Source organism: Erwinia wuhanensis, assembly GCF_030484085.1.
GTDB classification, from domain to species: Bacteria; Pseudomonadota; Gammaproteobacteria; order Enterobacterales; family Enterobacteriaceae; genus Erwinia; species Erwinia aeris.
Genome location: NZ_JAUJUH010000003.1, coordinates 308496 through 324073 on the forward strand (window position 1 = coordinate 308496; position 15578 = coordinate 324073).

The 15578-nt window shown below is 53.3% G+C and carries 13 protein-coding genes; 3 read left to right on the top strand and 10 right to left on the bottom strand.

Annotated elements, in window-relative coordinates; genetic code table 11:
• Positions 1 to 16: 16 nt before the first annotated feature.
• From QZH36_RS09180 to QZH36_RS09205, 6 genes are all read right to left on the bottom strand, one after another.
• Complete coding sequence (locus tag QZH36_RS09180; RefSeq protein WP_301730030.1) at positions 17 to 1159, bottom strand: fimbrial protein; 1143 nt, start codon at positions 1157 to 1159, stop codon at positions 17 to 19.
• Positions 1160 to 1173: 14 nt separating this feature from the next.
• Complete coding sequence (locus QZH36_RS09185; protein ID WP_301730031.1) at positions 1174 to 3804, bottom strand: fimbria/pilus outer membrane usher protein; 2631 nt, start codon at positions 3802 to 3804, stop codon at positions 1174 to 1176.
• A 71-nt stretch (positions 3805 to 3875) separates the two neighbouring features.
• Positions 3876 to 4577 (bottom strand): fimbrial biogenesis chaperone, encoded by a 702-nt coding sequence (locus QZH36_RS09190; protein WP_301730033.1) that lies wholly within the window; start codon positions 4575 to 4577, stop codon positions 3876 to 3878.
• 50 nt (positions 4578 to 4627) lie between these two features.
• Positions 4628 to 5197: a fimbrial protein gene (locus QZH36_RS09195; protein ID WP_301730034.1), complete on the bottom strand. Its 570-nt coding sequence runs from the start codon at positions 5195 to 5197 to the stop codon at positions 4628 to 4630.
• 95 nt (positions 5198 to 5292) lie between these two features.
• Positions 5293 to 5700: a winged helix-turn-helix domain-containing protein gene (locus tag QZH36_RS09200; RefSeq protein ID WP_253458423.1), complete on the bottom strand. Its 408-nt coding sequence runs from the start codon at positions 5698 to 5700 to the stop codon at positions 5293 to 5295.
• Between the two features lie 657 nt (positions 5701 to 6357).
• The gene (locus QZH36_RS09205; protein WP_301730035.1) at positions 6358 to 7434 is read right to left on the bottom strand and encodes a tartrate dehydrogenase; all 1077 of its coding nucleotides are present in this window, start codon (positions 7432 to 7434) and stop codon (positions 6358 to 6360) included.
• Positions 7435 to 7516: 82 nt separating this feature from the next.
• Between QZH36_RS09205 and QZH36_RS09210 the strand changes: the two genes are divergently transcribed.
• Positions 7517 to 8449, top strand: coding sequence for a LysR family transcriptional regulator (locus QZH36_RS09210; protein ID WP_301730036.1), 933 nt, complete (start codon positions 7517 to 7519; stop codon positions 8447 to 8449).
• 710 nt (positions 8450 to 9159) lie between these two features.
• Here QZH36_RS09210 and QZH36_RS09215 read toward each other — a convergent pair.
• Positions 9160 to 9501 (bottom strand): hypothetical protein, encoded by a 342-nt coding sequence (locus QZH36_RS09215; RefSeq protein WP_301730037.1) that lies wholly within the window; start codon positions 9499 to 9501, stop codon positions 9160 to 9162.
• Positions 9502 to 9695: 194 nt separating this feature from the next.
• Here QZH36_RS09215 and QZH36_RS09220 point away from each other — a divergent pair, with 194 nt between their 5' ends.
• The gene (locus tag QZH36_RS09220) at positions 9696 to 10493 is read left to right on the top strand and encodes an arylamine N-acetyltransferase family protein (RefSeq protein ID WP_301730038.1); all 798 of its coding nucleotides are present in this window, start codon (positions 9696 to 9698) and stop codon (positions 10491 to 10493) included.
• A gap of 69 nt (positions 10494 to 10562) precedes the next feature.
• On the opposite strand, the gene QZH36_RS09225 is transcribed toward QZH36_RS09220, so the two are convergent.
• Both QZH36_RS09225 and pdxR read right to left on the bottom strand, forming a co-directional pair.
• A complete protein-coding gene (locus tag QZH36_RS09225; RefSeq protein ID WP_253458441.1) occupies positions 10563 to 10829 on the bottom strand; it encodes a hypothetical protein in 267 nt (88 codons plus the stop codon).
• A gap of 393 nt (positions 10830 to 11222) precedes the next feature.
• A complete protein-coding gene (pdxR, locus tag QZH36_RS09230; RefSeq protein WP_301730040.1) occupies positions 11223 to 12695 on the bottom strand; it encodes a MocR-like pyridoxine biosynthesis transcription factor PdxR in 1473 nt (490 codons plus the stop codon).
• A gap of 109 nt (positions 12696 to 12804) precedes the next feature.
• On the opposite strand from pdxR, the gene QZH36_RS09235 reads away from it, so the two are divergent.
• Positions 12805 to 14064, top strand: a complete 1260-nt coding sequence (locus tag QZH36_RS09235; RefSeq protein ID WP_301730041.1) for a 4-aminobutyrate--2-oxoglutarate transaminase — start codon at positions 12805 to 12807, stop codon at positions 14062 to 14064.
• A 100-nt stretch (positions 14065 to 14164) separates the two neighbouring features.
• On the opposite strand, the gene QZH36_RS09240 is transcribed toward QZH36_RS09235, so the two are convergent.
• Complete coding sequence (locus QZH36_RS09240; protein ID WP_301730042.1) at positions 14165 to 15541, bottom strand: APC family permease; 1377 nt, start codon at positions 15539 to 15541, stop codon at positions 14165 to 14167.
• Positions 15542 to 15578: the final 37 nt, after the last annotated feature.

The window sequence follows — 15578 nt, forward strand, 5'->3', positions numbered from 1 at the left end:
AAAAACCTCGCTTTTTTCAGTAGTAGTTAATGGTAAATGTAACGGTCGCATCTGCTCTTCCTGCACTTACGGTCGATTCGGTCTGAATGTAACGAGCGACAAGCGGCATAGACTGCGTGGTCGCCGCACTGTTTTGCATGCTGTAATCCTTGCTGCTGGCAAAATCTACCAGCAAGGGAGAAGCATCAGATTTATTGCCATAAGCCATCTGAATGCCGACGCCTGTGGCGCTGCCGCTGCCCGTTTTTATGCCAAGAATACCGTTAGCGCTGTCAATAATGGCGGTATTAGGTGACAGCGTCAGATTTAAAATGTTGTTGGTGATAGCACCCATGCCGCTGGCGCCGTTGTCGGAAGTCCAGGTATTTCTGCCGTCGTTCAGCGTCCCGTAAAAGCGAGGGCAGTTAACTAAGTTAATGGTGGCATCTTTCCATTCGGTGGTTTTCCCTGTTCCCGTAAAATACTCAGCGATGTCATATTTTCCCATCTCGACGGTGACGTCCGGCGTTTGACAGGTTTGCGAAACGATATTTATCGCCCCGGAAAAGTTCAGGCTCCCTAAATTTATCGCCGAAATACCCGGCGCCTCAAAATCATATTTCACCGTAGGCAGCTGCGATCCGATAAGCGTGCCGGGTGTGATCGTGCCGGTTTTAATCAGCACCACGTCAAATTCAAAGCCGCCTTGCGCTTGCCAAACGTTACTGTCGTATTGAGTTTCTCCCTGCCATGGCTGATAGCTGAAAGGAACGGAATAGTAGGTCAGGTTATAGGTATAAATAGCTATGCCTATACCCGCTACGCCGGTTTCATACACTTTGCCGGCGCGAAACGAGCTGTCTGACCAGTCGGACGCATTGTTAGGCAGATCGCTGTAATACCAGTTAATAGTGGGTTGATAGCTCTGTGTATTATCGCAATAAATATTTGTAGGCCGGGAGGGCTTAAAATACTGGCGATAAATAACGGTGCCGTTACTGACCCCTGGCCCGATGGTCAGATTGCTGCTTTGTAAGGGCAGCGTAAAATTCATAACGCCATAGCCTTTTTGCAGGCTACAGCTCAAGGCAAAAGCCTGCTGGCTCCAGACCGTGGCCATAGCCAGCAGAGCGAGTAACGGGGCGGACCGGCAATATTTTTGTATTAAACGACTCTTCATGTCTTCAATCCGTATTAACTGTGACTTTGACGGGATGTCGGCGGCGCCTCTGCCATGGTTCCCTCTGGCTGCGCGGTTTTTTCAATGGCTTCGCAAACGCTTTCAAAACGCGGTATTTCACGCTGGCGGTCGGTTTCCGCCTGCGGCATCAGGATATAGCTCAGGCTGCATTGCATATCCGGCGCGTCTCCCCATTTAACACGCAGCTTGTCCCGCTGCGCCTGGACGCGTGCATAGACTTCGCCGCCCTGGCCGACGGTACCGACATGGTTGCCCTTGCTGTCCAGCACCTCGGCACCGAAGGCCACAGGCTCACCCTGGAAGGTGGCCGCAATCAGCACCGCTGTGCCGCTGCGCGTGCCGTATTTCAGCTTCACTACGGCGCCTGATAACGGCGCTACTTTCAGCGAGGTGGTATCCAGCTCCACATCGCTGGCGGCCCCGCCAGGATCCAGCGTGACTTCGTTCAGCTGATAGGGATCCAGATAGGGCACGGCAGCGTAGCCGTTCCAGTCAACGTGAACGCCAGGATAGGACGAAACGCTGGCGCCCTGGGCGCCTTTGGCCTCGACCAGCGCGAAGGTATCTGAGGTGTAAGGCGTTAGCGTCACGCCGCCGGAATGGCCAATAACGGTGCCGCTCATCCCGCCAGACGCGCTGTAATAGTTGCTGCCTTTGCCGTACGAAGCGCTCAAAGAAGAAACGGCGCTGCGCCATGTACCATTAACCGTGCCGCTGCTGCCCGTGCCCTGATTGGCGTTGGCGGCGCTGACGCCGTAAGAAAACTGGCCAAGCTTACCGCCCGTGCCGGATATGGCTGCCTGTTCTGAGGTTCGCCCGTTGCTGTTATGCGCTAAATCAACACGCAGCTGGGGCGTGTAGCTGCTGCTGTTGCCCAGCGGCAGGCTGAAGTTCAGCAGATAGTTGTTCTCGGCCTCGCCGTACAGCGTCCAGGTGCGGTTAACGCTAAGACCCCATGAGAGATTTTTATAGCGATTGTTGTAGCCCAGCTGGTACTGCTTGCTGTTGCCTTCGCGGTTCCAGTAATCCTGTAGCGAGCTGCTGGCGTAAAGGGTTCCCCAGCGTTCCGGCAGCCCTTGACTGACCGTAGCGATAAAACGGTTTTTGGCGCGCCAGATTGCGCTGGTTGACAGCCCGTCGGCAACCGCTTCCCGCGTCTGCATCGCCGTCATAAATCCCATATAGCCGCTGGTGGAAAAACGGTAGGCCGCCAGCGACACTTTGCTGCTGGTAGCGCTGACGGTTTTGCTGTAGCTGAGCTGAAAGCTCTGCCCGCTCATGGATGTCGTCGTATCTTCGGCGGTCCCGCCCAGATAGGTGCGGGCCTGAGTGGCATCCAGCGCAAAAGCGCCGATTTCGGTACCAAGCGCCAGGCCCGATTGCAGCGCATAGTAGTTCTGACTCGCCTGGAAACCGCCATAGGCGGTAAGCATATTGGTCAGGCCATATTGCAGCGTAGCCTGATAAAGGGCGGGCTTTTCCGACAGCGAGCTGCTGCGCAGCCTGCCGGCGGTAACGGAGTAGCGGCTGTTGCCCGGCCTGAGCAGCTGGGCGACAGAGGAGTAGGGCACTTCAAAATATTGTTCGCTGCCGTCAGACTCGCGAACGGTGACCGCTAAATTACCACCGTAGCCGGTGGGATAGAGGTCGTTAATCAAAAACTCGCCCGGCGGCACGGTGGTTTCGTAAATAACCTGGCTGCCCTGACGTACGGTCACCCTGGCGTTAGTGCGCGCCACGCCGTGGATCTCTGGCGCATAGCCGCGCAGCGAGTTCGGCAGCATTCTTTCATCACTTGCCAGCTGTACGCCGGAAAAAGGCAGCGTTTCAAACAGCAAGCCTGAGGTATTCGCCTGGCCAGCCAGCAGACGGCTTTCCAGGGCGGGAATATCCCGCTGCACATAGGTATTAAGGGCGCTATATTTTTTCTGGCCGTGCTCAACCCAGTTCCAGCTGCCGTTATGGCGCAGATACCAGCTGGCGATATTTAATCCCGCCCGGATGCTGGCATAGACGGATTGATAGCGGGTTCCCCCGCTTTCGCTGGTGTAGGCGCTGGCATTATAAGCCAGTAGCGCTGCCGGAATGCCGCTGTCCCAGCGGTCCTTGCTTATCGCTCCTCGCGCGTTTCGCGCCATATAAATTTGCGGAACGATAATATCAAGCCGCTGTTCGTTACTGTCGTAATTGACGGCGATCTCGGGAATTTTTTTCTTCAGATCGTAACAGCCCCGGCCGCGCTCATCCTGCTCAAAAAAATTTGCGGGTATCCGGCCTGCATCGAAGGCGATTCTTTTTATCAGCTCTTCTTTTAAGCAGGGCAGAACGTTTTTGTTCTTATCGGCGCTGAATTCAATATCGTAATTTCCCAGCAGGTCATTATTAACGTAAACCGCCGTTCGATAGATGCCGGGCAACGCCGCCGCACCGTTAGCGAAGCGGCCGAGATCGATAGCGCTGCCGTCGCTGACGTTAAGAAATGTAGGATCGAACTCAACATTTTTGGCAACTTCCTGCGGTGCAGAAGGGGAAGGTTCGATCGCATAGGCTGAAGAAATAAAAGGAAGGAGCAACACCAGCTGCGCTTGCTTCCATCTTTTTCCTTGTGGCGAGGCGTTTTCCATAAAAATCCTTTTTATAAAAAACCTGATTAAGCGTCATTAATCTGTCCCGATGACGTAGAGTAGAATATCCATTAATTGACTTGCGCATCGACGCTGATAGAGGCGCCATAATCATTGATATAATTTACCTTTATTTTTTCCCCAGGGTTTGCTGCGGCAGTAAAGCTGGCTTCAGAAAAAGGCGCGATCGTATCTGCCTCGGTATTTTTATCGTTAATAACTATATTGGTCAGCGAGATATAATAAGGCGTAGGATTATTGGCTATCAGCTGCTGCCCGTTTTTTTTCCAGACAATTTTTTGTGCGGCATCGTTAGCGTTTCCTTTCAAACCGACGGGACGGAAAAAGAATTTAATGCGCGAGCGAAAGGCCATTTGCAGCAGGTTGCTGTCTTTAAGCAACGGGTTTTTAGCCGGAATTTCCAAAACGTTCAGCCAGTAGATGCTTTCCCGATCGGCCGGCAGCGGCTTTCCCGTATAGCTGATACGCAGCGTCTGGCCTTTCTCCGGCTCCACGCGGTTGATAGGCGGCGTCAGGACAAAAGGCACATGGATAGTGTCCGGTTTGGCTTTTACATCGCCGTCATCGATCCAGCTCTGGATTAGCACCGGCTTTTTCCCTTTATTGGCTAATTTTACGCTGACTTCTCTGGCGTCTGAGGGATAAATAACCCGGGTGCCGGTAATCACTACGCTGGCAGAAGCCGTGTAGCTAAACGCCAGCAATAAAGAAGCGTTTAAACCGGACAAAAATAAGCGAGAAAATTTATTCATACTAACCTTCTGTAAAAAGCAGAGAGACGGCGTCTCTCTGCGGGGAGGTTTTATTTATACTGAAGAGCGTAAACCACGCTGCTGCTAACCATACCTGCGCTAGCAACACCCTCTTCTTCTGCATAGTAGCGAACAGAGTAATTTAACGTTGCAGCGTTATCTTTTACGGTTTCATAAATCGCATTACTTATTTGGCTGTTACTACCGATAGTAATAACGTTGGCATTACTCTGGGTACGATCTAACAGCTCCAGCGTAACGTTTGACTTTTCCGTGGCCGTACTTTGGTTTGTCAAACGACCGTAAGGATTAACTGTAACGCCATCCTGGAAGTAAGCCGATACTGCCGTCATGCCGTCTGCAAGCGTGCAGTCCGTCAATTGCATATTGAAAGCAGTATCACCTGCGGTAGCACCCTGTGAGGGCAGAGCAGTGTTTTGAAGCACCGGCAGGGTAACATCACCGTCTGAATTACCTGAACCGTTTACATTTACCTTACAGGTGGTGGCAGTGAGTTCACCATTAAAGGTAATGGTGCCCGAAGAGTCTGTAGAAGCCGCCTGGGCAGTCACGCCGGTAAACGCGGTTGCCAGCGCAGCAGCAATCAGCAATTTTTTCATTGAACATCCTTATTTTCATCATGTTAAAATAAATCCCATCTTGTCGTTGGGATTGTTATTTTTCCCTGAGGGGGAAGTATTTGCAGTGGTTTTATCTACAAATTCTTAGTATCGAAGTAGTAAATAGGCGTGACGCGCTCTTTATTAATGCAGAATCCCCTGACGTGATCCTCTTCTGTCCGGGTGATAAAATCTTCAGCAATACCAAGCGTTGAAAGTTTGTTTCTCAGGCAGTGCATGACCTGCCAGAGCCGCTGTGATGAAGAGCTCAGGCCATACTTGTCCCACACATTGGTTAATATTTCCTCATTGCCGATAACTTTACTGTCGGCATTTTCCAGCAGGTAAATAAAAAGGCGCATCATGGTTTTTCTTAATTTTATTGCGCTGGTGCCCTTTTCGTTTGCCAGTAGTTTGATATTAATGATCCGGCTCTGGTTAATATTAACCTGGATGTCGGGCTCAATCATGTAACCGTAGACTTTTGCGCTTTCCCAATCCATTACCTTTCCTCCATGAAAACCAGACAGACTTTTACAAGGCGTGTCAAACGGGAACTCTTTCCTGAGTGCGGCTATAGTAACTGTTGAGATAAATCCATCTCAACACTTACTTTATTCTTTTATAAAGGGGGTATTATTTGTTAATTAAAGGGGGGAATGGCTACTTAAGGTTTTTTTTGTGGTTTTTTATATCAATGCATGCAGATGTTTAAGGTTTTTGTTTCGTCAAAAGGGGTAAGTCGATCATCAAACGGAAAATCTATTTTAGCCTGATATTTTAGAATAAAATATTAGATGATTTCTGCCATTGCTGCTAATGATTCACAATCATAACGTCTTTTTTTAACACTTGTCGATTCCGGTAACTAAAAAAAATTAAATTTTTCCTTAGTTATTGTCATACGTTAGTGTCAGGCTCTGGTTAAAAATTAAAAATAACGTTTTTACTAATGGTTCAGGTAAGTGAAGTCATCTGGCCTGCCAGCCAGGATTATTCTCAGGCCTGAATTAATGGTTGATATTTTATAGCTCATAGTTGGTTGGTGTTTTTAATGGGAATAGTCTCATATTTTTTTATTTTTACAATAGTTGCACAGAATAATTTTCTTTCTTCAGTAAAATAGCAAAAAGGAGAAAATTATCTCTCTCCTCTGTTATTTACAGCGCGGCGGCGATAGCGGCGCCCAGATCCGTCGTTCTTCCCGAACCGCCAATGTCCGGGGTTAACCGTATTTTATTTTCACTGCTCAGCACGCGTTCAATGGCTGCTACCACCGCTTCCGCCGCCTCGCTATGGCCCAGATGCTCAAGCATCATCGCGCCGCACCAGATTTGACCTATCGGATTGGCGATGCCTTGACCAGCGATGTCCGGTGCAGAGCCATGTACGGGTTCGAATAAGCTGGGAAAGGTACGTTCAGGATTAATGTTAGCGGAAGGCGCAATACCGATGGTTCCGGTGCAGGCCGGCCCCAAATCGGAAAGAATATCGCCGAACAGATTGCTGGCGACAACCACATCGAACCTGTCCGGATGCAGGACAAAGTGCGCCGTCAGAATATCAATATGGTATTTATCCACCGCCAGGTCGGGATAATGCTCGTGCATCGCCGCTACGCGACTGTCCCACCACGGCATGGTGATGGCAATGCCGTTGGATTTGGTGGCGGAAGTCAGATGGCGGGCCGGACGCTTTTGCGCCAGCTCAAAGGCGAACTTTAAAATGCGGTCCACGCCGGTACGGGTCATTACCGTTTCCTGAATAACAATTTCTCTCTCCGTATTGGGAAACATCGTTCCGCCAACGCTGGAGTATTCACCTTCGGTATTCTCACGCACCACGTAGAAATCGATGTCACCAGGCTGGCGATCGGCCAGCGGGGATTTGATGCCGGCCAGCAGCCTCACCGGACGCAAATTAACATACTGATCGAACTGGCGGCGGAACTGGAGCAGCGAGCCCCACAGCGAGACGTGATCCGGCACGATTTCGGGCCAGCCGACGGCGCCAAAGTAGATAGCGTCAAACGACTTAAGTAAGGCAAACCAGTCGTCCGGCAACATTTTACCGTGCTGCTGATAATAGTCCGCGCTGGCAAAATCAAACCAGACCCACTCCAGCACGACGCCGAATTTCTCTGCGGCGGCGCTGATAACCTTTACGCCTTCCGGCATCACCTCTTTGCCGATCCCGTCACCGGGGATCACGGCAATTTTGTAGTTTGCTACGGACATTGCGCTTCTCCTGGAAAGTTAGCTTTTCGCCCTGAGTCTATTGCAGCATTATGGTTAAATAATTAGCCTGGAATTCAATGCAATGTTAACTAAAGGTAAAGAGTTGGCGACAACCAGCGAGGATCTGCGCTTTTTTACCCACGTAGCCAGACTGACCAGCCTGACGGAGGTCGCCCGGGAACTGGGATTAAGCCTGCCGGCCGTCAGTAAACGACTGACGCAGTTGGAAGAGAAGCTGGGCGTACAGCTGGTCAGACGAACTACCCGACGCCTGGAGCTGACGCCGGAAGGGCTGCTTTACGCCGAAGGCGCGGAGCCGATCCTCAGCCAGCTGGCGCAGCTGGAAGAGGAGCTGGGCGGCGAAAGCGCTATGCTACACGGCACCTTACATATCAACGCTTCCTTTGGTTTTGGACGTCGTTACGTTGCGCCTCTGGTTTCAGATTTTGCCGCGCAACATCCGGCGTTAACGCTTAATTTACAGCTATCCAGCCAGCCGCTGAACTTCCTTAATGCAGGTATAGATGTGGATATCCGCGTGGGCAGCGTGCCGGATTCCCGTTTGATTGCACGCCGTATAGCGGCTAATTATCGCGTGGTATGCGCCTCGCCGGACTATCTGGCCCGTTATGGTGTACCACAGCACGTTGAAGATCTGGCGCAGCATAACTGTATTGTGCTGCGCCAGCATGAGTCGGATGCCGCTATCTGGCGATTCAGCAAGGCGGGTAAAGAGCATCGGCAGAAAGTACAGGGAAGCCTGACCACAAATGATGGTGAGGTTGCCATGCGCCTGGCGCTGGATGGCCATGGTCTGATCCTGCGCTCGTGGTGGGATGCACGCGAAGCGATCCTGGCCGGCAAGCTGGTTCAGGTGCTCACTTCATATCAGCTGCCTTCAGCGGATATCTATGCGGTTTATGCTCATAGCCGACAGACGCCAAAAAGGATCCGCTGTTTTACCGACTATCTGCATGAGCGTTTCGAAGCGCTATTTACAGACGAGAAGAAATAAAAGGGGTTGCGCGCTCATGATGTTCCTGGCAGCAGAAGTAGCAGGCTTTTACGCGGTTGCCAAACCGGGCTTTGGCCACGGTTAATGCCTGGAGAGGGGCATAGCAGCTGCCGATAAACGCCAGCTTATTTTTCCCGGGCATTTTCTGGCAGCCTCGGCGGTGTAACAGATGAAAATCCATTTGTTCTGGTCGTTGGGTCACATAATAGTATTCAGCTTGCATTTTCCCTTTCACTCTTGGCAGGCGATAGCAGATGACTTTATGATAATTTTAATAAGATTATTTTAACGCGGAACTATCGGAAAATGTGCCGTCCCGTTGATTTACAGATAAATGCGTATAAGGCAAGTTAAGTGGCGTTAATTAATGGGCGCGGCGGGCACTTTTTTTTCTTATTAATAGCAGGTTCAGAGGTTACATGGTGTGTACAGATTTACAGAAAATCTTAATAAACGTGATTTATATTGGTAGTAAAAATATGCGCGTTTACCGAAACTGTGGGTAGCCGTTCCGCTGCAAAAAAGATGCAAATAAGAAGACACATTGCAGCGCCTTCAGATCCGTAACAAGCTGAGTCGATTGGCTGAATATGTAACAGCGCTCTGTTACCCGTTTGCCCTTGCTCCCTGAACGTAGTGAAAGATGCTGTAACAAAGATAATCCATAACCTGAGTGACTAACGGCCCGTCAGCGGCAGGCCGCCGGCCCTTTAGTCGGTTTTTTTCGGCAGCATGACGCTTAAACAGTCGTCGATGCTTTGGCGAGTTCGGTTTTTATCCTGCTCGCTGAGCTGCCGGTAACGCTGAATTGCGCCCTGTGTCGAATGCTTGTCGAAAGCTACTTTGTCCACCGCGTAGGAAGCGTTTTCGTTGGTAATCACCTCGCGCAATTTGTCAGGGAAATCTGCCGAGTCTGGCGTGTCATGCATATCCTTGATCGCCACGCAGGCGGCGGCATAATAGTGCGGATCCTGCTCCGGAGGGAGGAAGGTCAGATAAAGCCCGCCGACGATAGCCAGCAAAGTTACAATGGCGATAGTTTTGCGTTTCATACAGGTTGTTTTTACTGAAGTGGTGGCGGCGAGCTTAACGTTTCCGGCGCCTTTTCGCCAGGTTAACGCCTTTGCCGTTACAGGCGGACAAAAGAAAGAGGATTGAACGTTTTCCATCAACCCGGCGGCCTGCGAAAATAGCCGGCAGCGGCAAAACTGCTAACATGGTGGTTTAACATCATGAACGAGTTGCTATGAACAACTATCACTACTTTTCCCGCTTTGCGGCGCTGGCTGGTTTTCCCGCGTCGCCGTCTGCTGATTTCGCCACCCTTAGTGCACTACATCAGCGCTGGCCTGCTCTTATTCCCTTCGAAAACATAGAGGTTTTGCTGGGCAGGCCGGTCAGTATCGACGTAGAGAAGATTGCCGACAAGCTGCTGAGCAAACAGCGGGGAGGCTACTGCTTTGAGCATAATCTGCTGTTGCGACAAATCCTTGAAGAAATTGGCTTCAGGGTTACGCCGCACCTTGCACGCGTGCTGTGGGGACAGGATAAGCCGGACGCGACGCCGCAAACGCATATGCTGTTAACCGTGGCGCTCGACGGCGTGCGGTATCTGGCGGATGTCGGTTTTGGCGGCGTCAGCCTGACCGCGCCTTTACGGCTGGAGGCGGGCGAACAGCAGGGTTACCGTCTTGAGCGGTTCAGCCAGGAAGAGTGGCTGCTGTCGATGAAAAGCGGCGGCAGCTGGCGGTTGATGTATCGGTTTGCCGATGGCGCCTGCGAACAGGCGGATATTCTTGTCGCCAGCCACTTTGTTGCCACGTATGACGAGTCGCTGTTTCGCCATAATTTGATGATGGCGAAAATAATAAACGGGCAGCAAACCAATCTGTTCAACCGGCATCTTACCGTCTACGGAGAGGAGAAAAGGCAGCAGGAGGCCGCGTCCTTTACCGACTTTCGCGCGTTAATCCTCTCCTTTTTCACGGCGGACAACGTGTTGAGCGAGACGGAAATACGGGCAATTTACGAAAAAGTTGGCTGAAATCATATAGAGGCATAAAAGCATAAAGGCAGACCGATGGCCTGCCTTATTCAGATCCTTTACGCAAAACTACGCGGCAGACGAGCTGTCGGCTGGGGTAGTTAATCCGGTCAGGATATTCGACAGGAAGGAAAGCTTCGCATAGGTGCGAGACAATCCTATAGCCTGATGCGTCAGTTTTTTGATGCTCCAGCTATCCGTCGTGGTAGAAATAGCATCAACGGTGGTTTGCAGTTTGGTTGAGACATTTTCCATAGCCGAGTTCAGGCCGGTGATAACGTCAGTCAGACCAGCGCCGCTAACCATTTGTACTTCATTATGGCTGATTTCTCTCATTACTTTCTCCTTGTATATAAGGTTACTACAGCGGAGTTAATATATTTATCTCTGCCGCTTGCGTAAAGGGCGAAAATTCCTGAATAGAATATATCCGCACGAATAGCCTGGATATAAAGGGCGCATCCCTGTCAGTGCTTTCTTATTAATGAATTTAACAGGAGTTTATTGCGCGCTACAGGTGGTAAATATTGGAATGATTAATAACCGGGTGAGTTTGAATGGTGAGTATTATTTATTTGTGATTTAAATTATTTATTATCTATATATTTATTCCTTTTAAATAAATTACCGAAAAATGGCCGGAAGTCATTGACCATGCGCTGCCTGTCGCTCTCTTTTACCCTGCACCGGGCGGGCGTTTTTTCAGGCGGAAAAGCTTACCGACACCGATCATTTTGCTAACAGCGGCAGCAGGGCGTGGACGACAGGCACAAAGGTTTCCGTCATTGCTTCCGCCTCTACGCAGGCGTAGCCGAGGATCAGGCCGCGTCTTTTCGCCTCGCCCCTGTAGTAAACCGAAAGCGGGCGAGTCCAGATCCCCTGTTGCTCCAGCACGTAAGCGAGGGCGACGTCGTCAATTTCCGGCGGCAGCGCAAGGATCAGATGCAGGCCGGCATGGCTGTCCTGGCCGATAAATTCCGCGCCCAGCTCCCGGCGGATCGTCCCGACCAGCGCCTCGCGTCGCTGGCCGTAAAGCTGTCGCATACGGCGTACGTGCGCCGCATAGTGGCCTTCACGAATAAATTCCGCCAGCGCCAGCTGGGTCAGGCCGTAGCCGCCCCGGTAAAGTTCGGAATGGGCCACTTTCAGGCGGGCCGTCAGCGAGTCGGGCACCACCATATAGCTGGTGCGCAGCCCCGGATAGAGCGTTTTGCTGAAGGTGCCCAGATAGATGACGTTTTCATCCTGCGCCAGCCCCTGTAGCGCCGGTACCGGGCTTTCACCAAAGCGAAACTCGCTGTCGTAATCGTCCTCGATGATAATGCTGCCCCAGGCCTGCGCCTGGCGGAGCAGCGCCTGACGACGCGCCAGGCCCATCACGGCGCCGGTCGGATATTGATGGGAAGGCGTTACGCAAATCAGCCGTGGCGGCGCGACGCCTGCGGGCAGCGTCATGCCTTCGTCGTCTACCGCAATCGGCACTGTTTCCAGGCCGTTGATTTCCAGCACGCTGCGATGGCCCCAGTAGCCCGGCTCTTCTACCCAGACCCGATCGCCGGGATTGCAGAGCATTTTCGCCAGCAGATCCAGCGACTGATGCGTCCCGGAAGCGATCAGGATCTGCTCCGGCGTGCATTTAACCGAACGCGCCACGCGCAGGTAATCCGCCAGCGCATGTTGCAGCGGCGCGTAGCCGCCATGCTGCGAGTAACTCAACGTTTCTACCGGCAGCCGCAGGTTCAGGCGGCGCGTGATTTTATGCCAGGTTTTATGCGGAAAATGCCGTACGTCCGGCACGCCGGGCATAAAGGCTCCCCACTGACGCTGGCTGGCGCCGGCGCGGTTCAGCAGCTGCTCGCCCCGGCGGGAAAGCGCGATCTGCCCTGATGGCACGTCGGCGGAAACGATCCGTTCCACCGCCGAAAGATCGCTTTCCGGCAGACTGGCGCTGACAAAGGTGCCGCTGCCCGCGCGGGTGGTGAGATAGCCTTCCGACTGTAGCTGCTCATAAGCGGCCATCACCGTATTGCGCGATACGCCTAGTTCGGCGGCCAGATCGCGCGAGGCGGGCAGGCGAGTACCGGGCGCAAGCATCCCTTTCTGAATGGATTGCTGTAAGGCGTCGTAAAGACGCTTGCCCAGCGTGCCTGCGGCCGTCTGTCCAAGCCGGCAGGCGACCAGATCACCGACGAGTGTGCGCAAAGTGGCTCCCTAAAATAGTCAAAACTGGCTCTGGATAATAGCACCCCATCAGCGCTAAAAATCAAGGTAATTCAGGTACAACCCGGCTTCCCGTAACGAGGAGTAAAACATGAACGATTCCATCCGTCAGCGCCGTCTGGACGCCACACCGCGCGGTGTGGGCGTAATGTGCGATTTTCTGGTCGAGCAGGCTGAAAACGCCACGCTTATCGATACGCAGGGGCGTGAATACATCGACTTCGCGGCGGGGATCGCCGTGCTGAATACCGGCCACCGTCATCCGAAAGTGATCGCTGCCGTGCAGCAGCAGCTGACCCGTTTTACCCATACGGCTTTCCAGGTTATTCCTTATGAAAATTATATCGCGCTGGCGGAGCGCCTGAACGAGCTGGCGCCGATAGCGGGCAAAGCGAAAACCACTTTTTTCACCACGGGCGCGGAAGCGGTGGAAAACGCGGTGAAAATCGCTCGCGCCGCGACCGGGCGTCCCGGCGTCATTACCTTTACCGGCGCGTTTCATGGCCGCACCATGATGACGATGGCGCTGACCGGCAAGGTCGCGCCCTATAAAACCGGCTTTGGCCCTTTTCCCGGCTCGGTGTTCCACGCCCGCTATCCCAACGAGCTGCACGGCGTCAGCGTGGAGGATGCGCTGAAAAGCCTGGACGATATTTTCCATTGCGATATCGCGCCGCAGGAAGTCGCCGCCATTATCTTTGAGCCGATTCAGGGCGAGGGCGGTTTCAACGTCGCGCCGCCGGAATTTGTCAGCGCGCTGCGCCACCTGTGCGACGAGCACGGCATTCTGCTGGTGGCGGATGAGATCCAGACGGGCTTTGCACGTACCGGTAAGGTGTTCGCCAGCGAATACTACCCGGATGCGAAACCGGATCTGCTGACAATGGCGAAAAGCCTGGGCGGCGGTTTCCCGATTTCCGGCGTGGTTGGCCGCGCCGAAGTGATGGACGCGCCGGGTCCTGGCGGGCTGGGCGGCACCTATGCCGGTAACCCGATCGCGGTTGCGGCGGCCCACGCGGTGCTGGATATCATTGAGGAAGAGCAGCTGTGCCAGCGTGCCGACAGGCTCGGCGCGGCCCTCAGCGAAGCCCTTATCGGCACCCGCCATCCCGCCATCGCTCAGGTACGCGGACGCGGCTCGATGATTGCAGTGGAATTCAATCATCCTGAAACCGGCGCGCCGGACAGCGCTTTTGCCCGCGATATTCAGCAGCGAGCGCTGGCGCAGAACCTGATCCTGCTCACCTGCGGCGTGCACGGTAACGTGATCCGTTTCCTTTATCCGCTGACCATTCCGGACGAGCAGTTCAGCCGCTCGCTAACCATTCTGACCTCGATCCTGAAAGCTTAAGACATTCCCGGCTGCGTCACGCGGCCGGGCATATTTCGACAGACCTTTCATCTACTGACGCCCAAAGCGGGCTGCATCACGCGGCCATAAATGTTCTGCCTTATTTCCCGCCCGTTTCCGCTCGCAGCTTGTTAAACTGCGGCGGCGGCTGGCGAAAACGGCGGGTCAGCCAGGCCAGATAAAGCACGCCGAGCACTGCCCAAATCAGCCCCATCGTCAGCGATGTCGCCTCCAGGTTGATCCACAGTACCGCGACTGTGGCGGCGCCCACCATCGGCAACACCAGATAATGCAGCTTCTCCTTCCAGGTGCGATTGCGGCCTTCGCGGCGGTAAAAGTGGTTAAATACGGCGAGATTCACAAAGGTAAAGGCCACCAGCGCGCCGAAATTAATCAGCGCCGTCGCCGTTACCAGGTCGAAATACTGGGCGGAAAGCGCCACGATGCCGACCATAATCACGTTAAGCGCGGGCGTGCGCCATTTGGGATGCACGTAGCCGAACACCCTGGCCGGAAAGACGTTATCCCGACCCATCACGTACAGCAGACGGGAAACGCTGGCATGAGACGCCAGGCCGGAAGCCAGCGTATTGATAAAAGTGGTGCAGAGGAAAATCGACTGAAACAGCTTGCCGCCCACGTAGAGTGCGATTTCCGGCAGCGCCGCGTCGGGATTTTTAAAGCGGCTGATATCGGGGAAAAAGAGCTGCATAAAGAACGAGGCGGCAATAAAAATCAGTCCGCCGTAGAGCGCGGTCAGAAAGATGGCGCGCGGAATGGTTTTCCCGGCGTTGTGCGTCTCTTCGGAGAGCGTGGTAACGGCGTCAAAACCGAGAAACGAAAAGCAGACGATGGTCGCGCCGGTCATAATCGGCAGCAGGTGCGCGTTCTGGCTGATAAAAGGCTGTAGCGACCAGACCGTGCCGACGCCTTCACCGCGATACAGACCGTGGATCACCAGAAAAATAAATACGCTGATAATCGCGACCTGAACCAGCACAAACAGCGTATTGAAATTGGCTACCAGGCTGACGCTTTTCAGGTTGGCGGCGGTCATGATCGCCACAAAACCCACTACCCATATCCAGGGCGGCACTTCCGGAAACAGGACCGAAAGGTAAATCTTCGCCAGCAGCACGTTGATCATCGGCAGGAACAGATAGTCCAGCAGCGACGACCAGCCGACCAGAAAGCCGACGTGAGGATTGATCGCCTTCTGCGCATAGGTATAGGCGGAACCGGCTTCGGGAAACTGGCGCACCAGCTTGCCGTAGCTGACGGCGGTAAATAATACGCCGGCGAGCGCCAGCAGATAGGAAGCGGGAACGTGGCCGTTGCTGATACCGGAAACGATACCGAAGGTATCGAACACCGTCATCGGCGTCAGGTAGGCCAGCCCCATCATCACAATCTGCCAGAGCTTAAGGGATTTTCTCAGCCCCGGTTTGGCCAGGCTTTCTTCAGTGACGGCAGCCATTAGCAGCCCCCTTGCGGCGGCGCTGAGAGAACAGCCG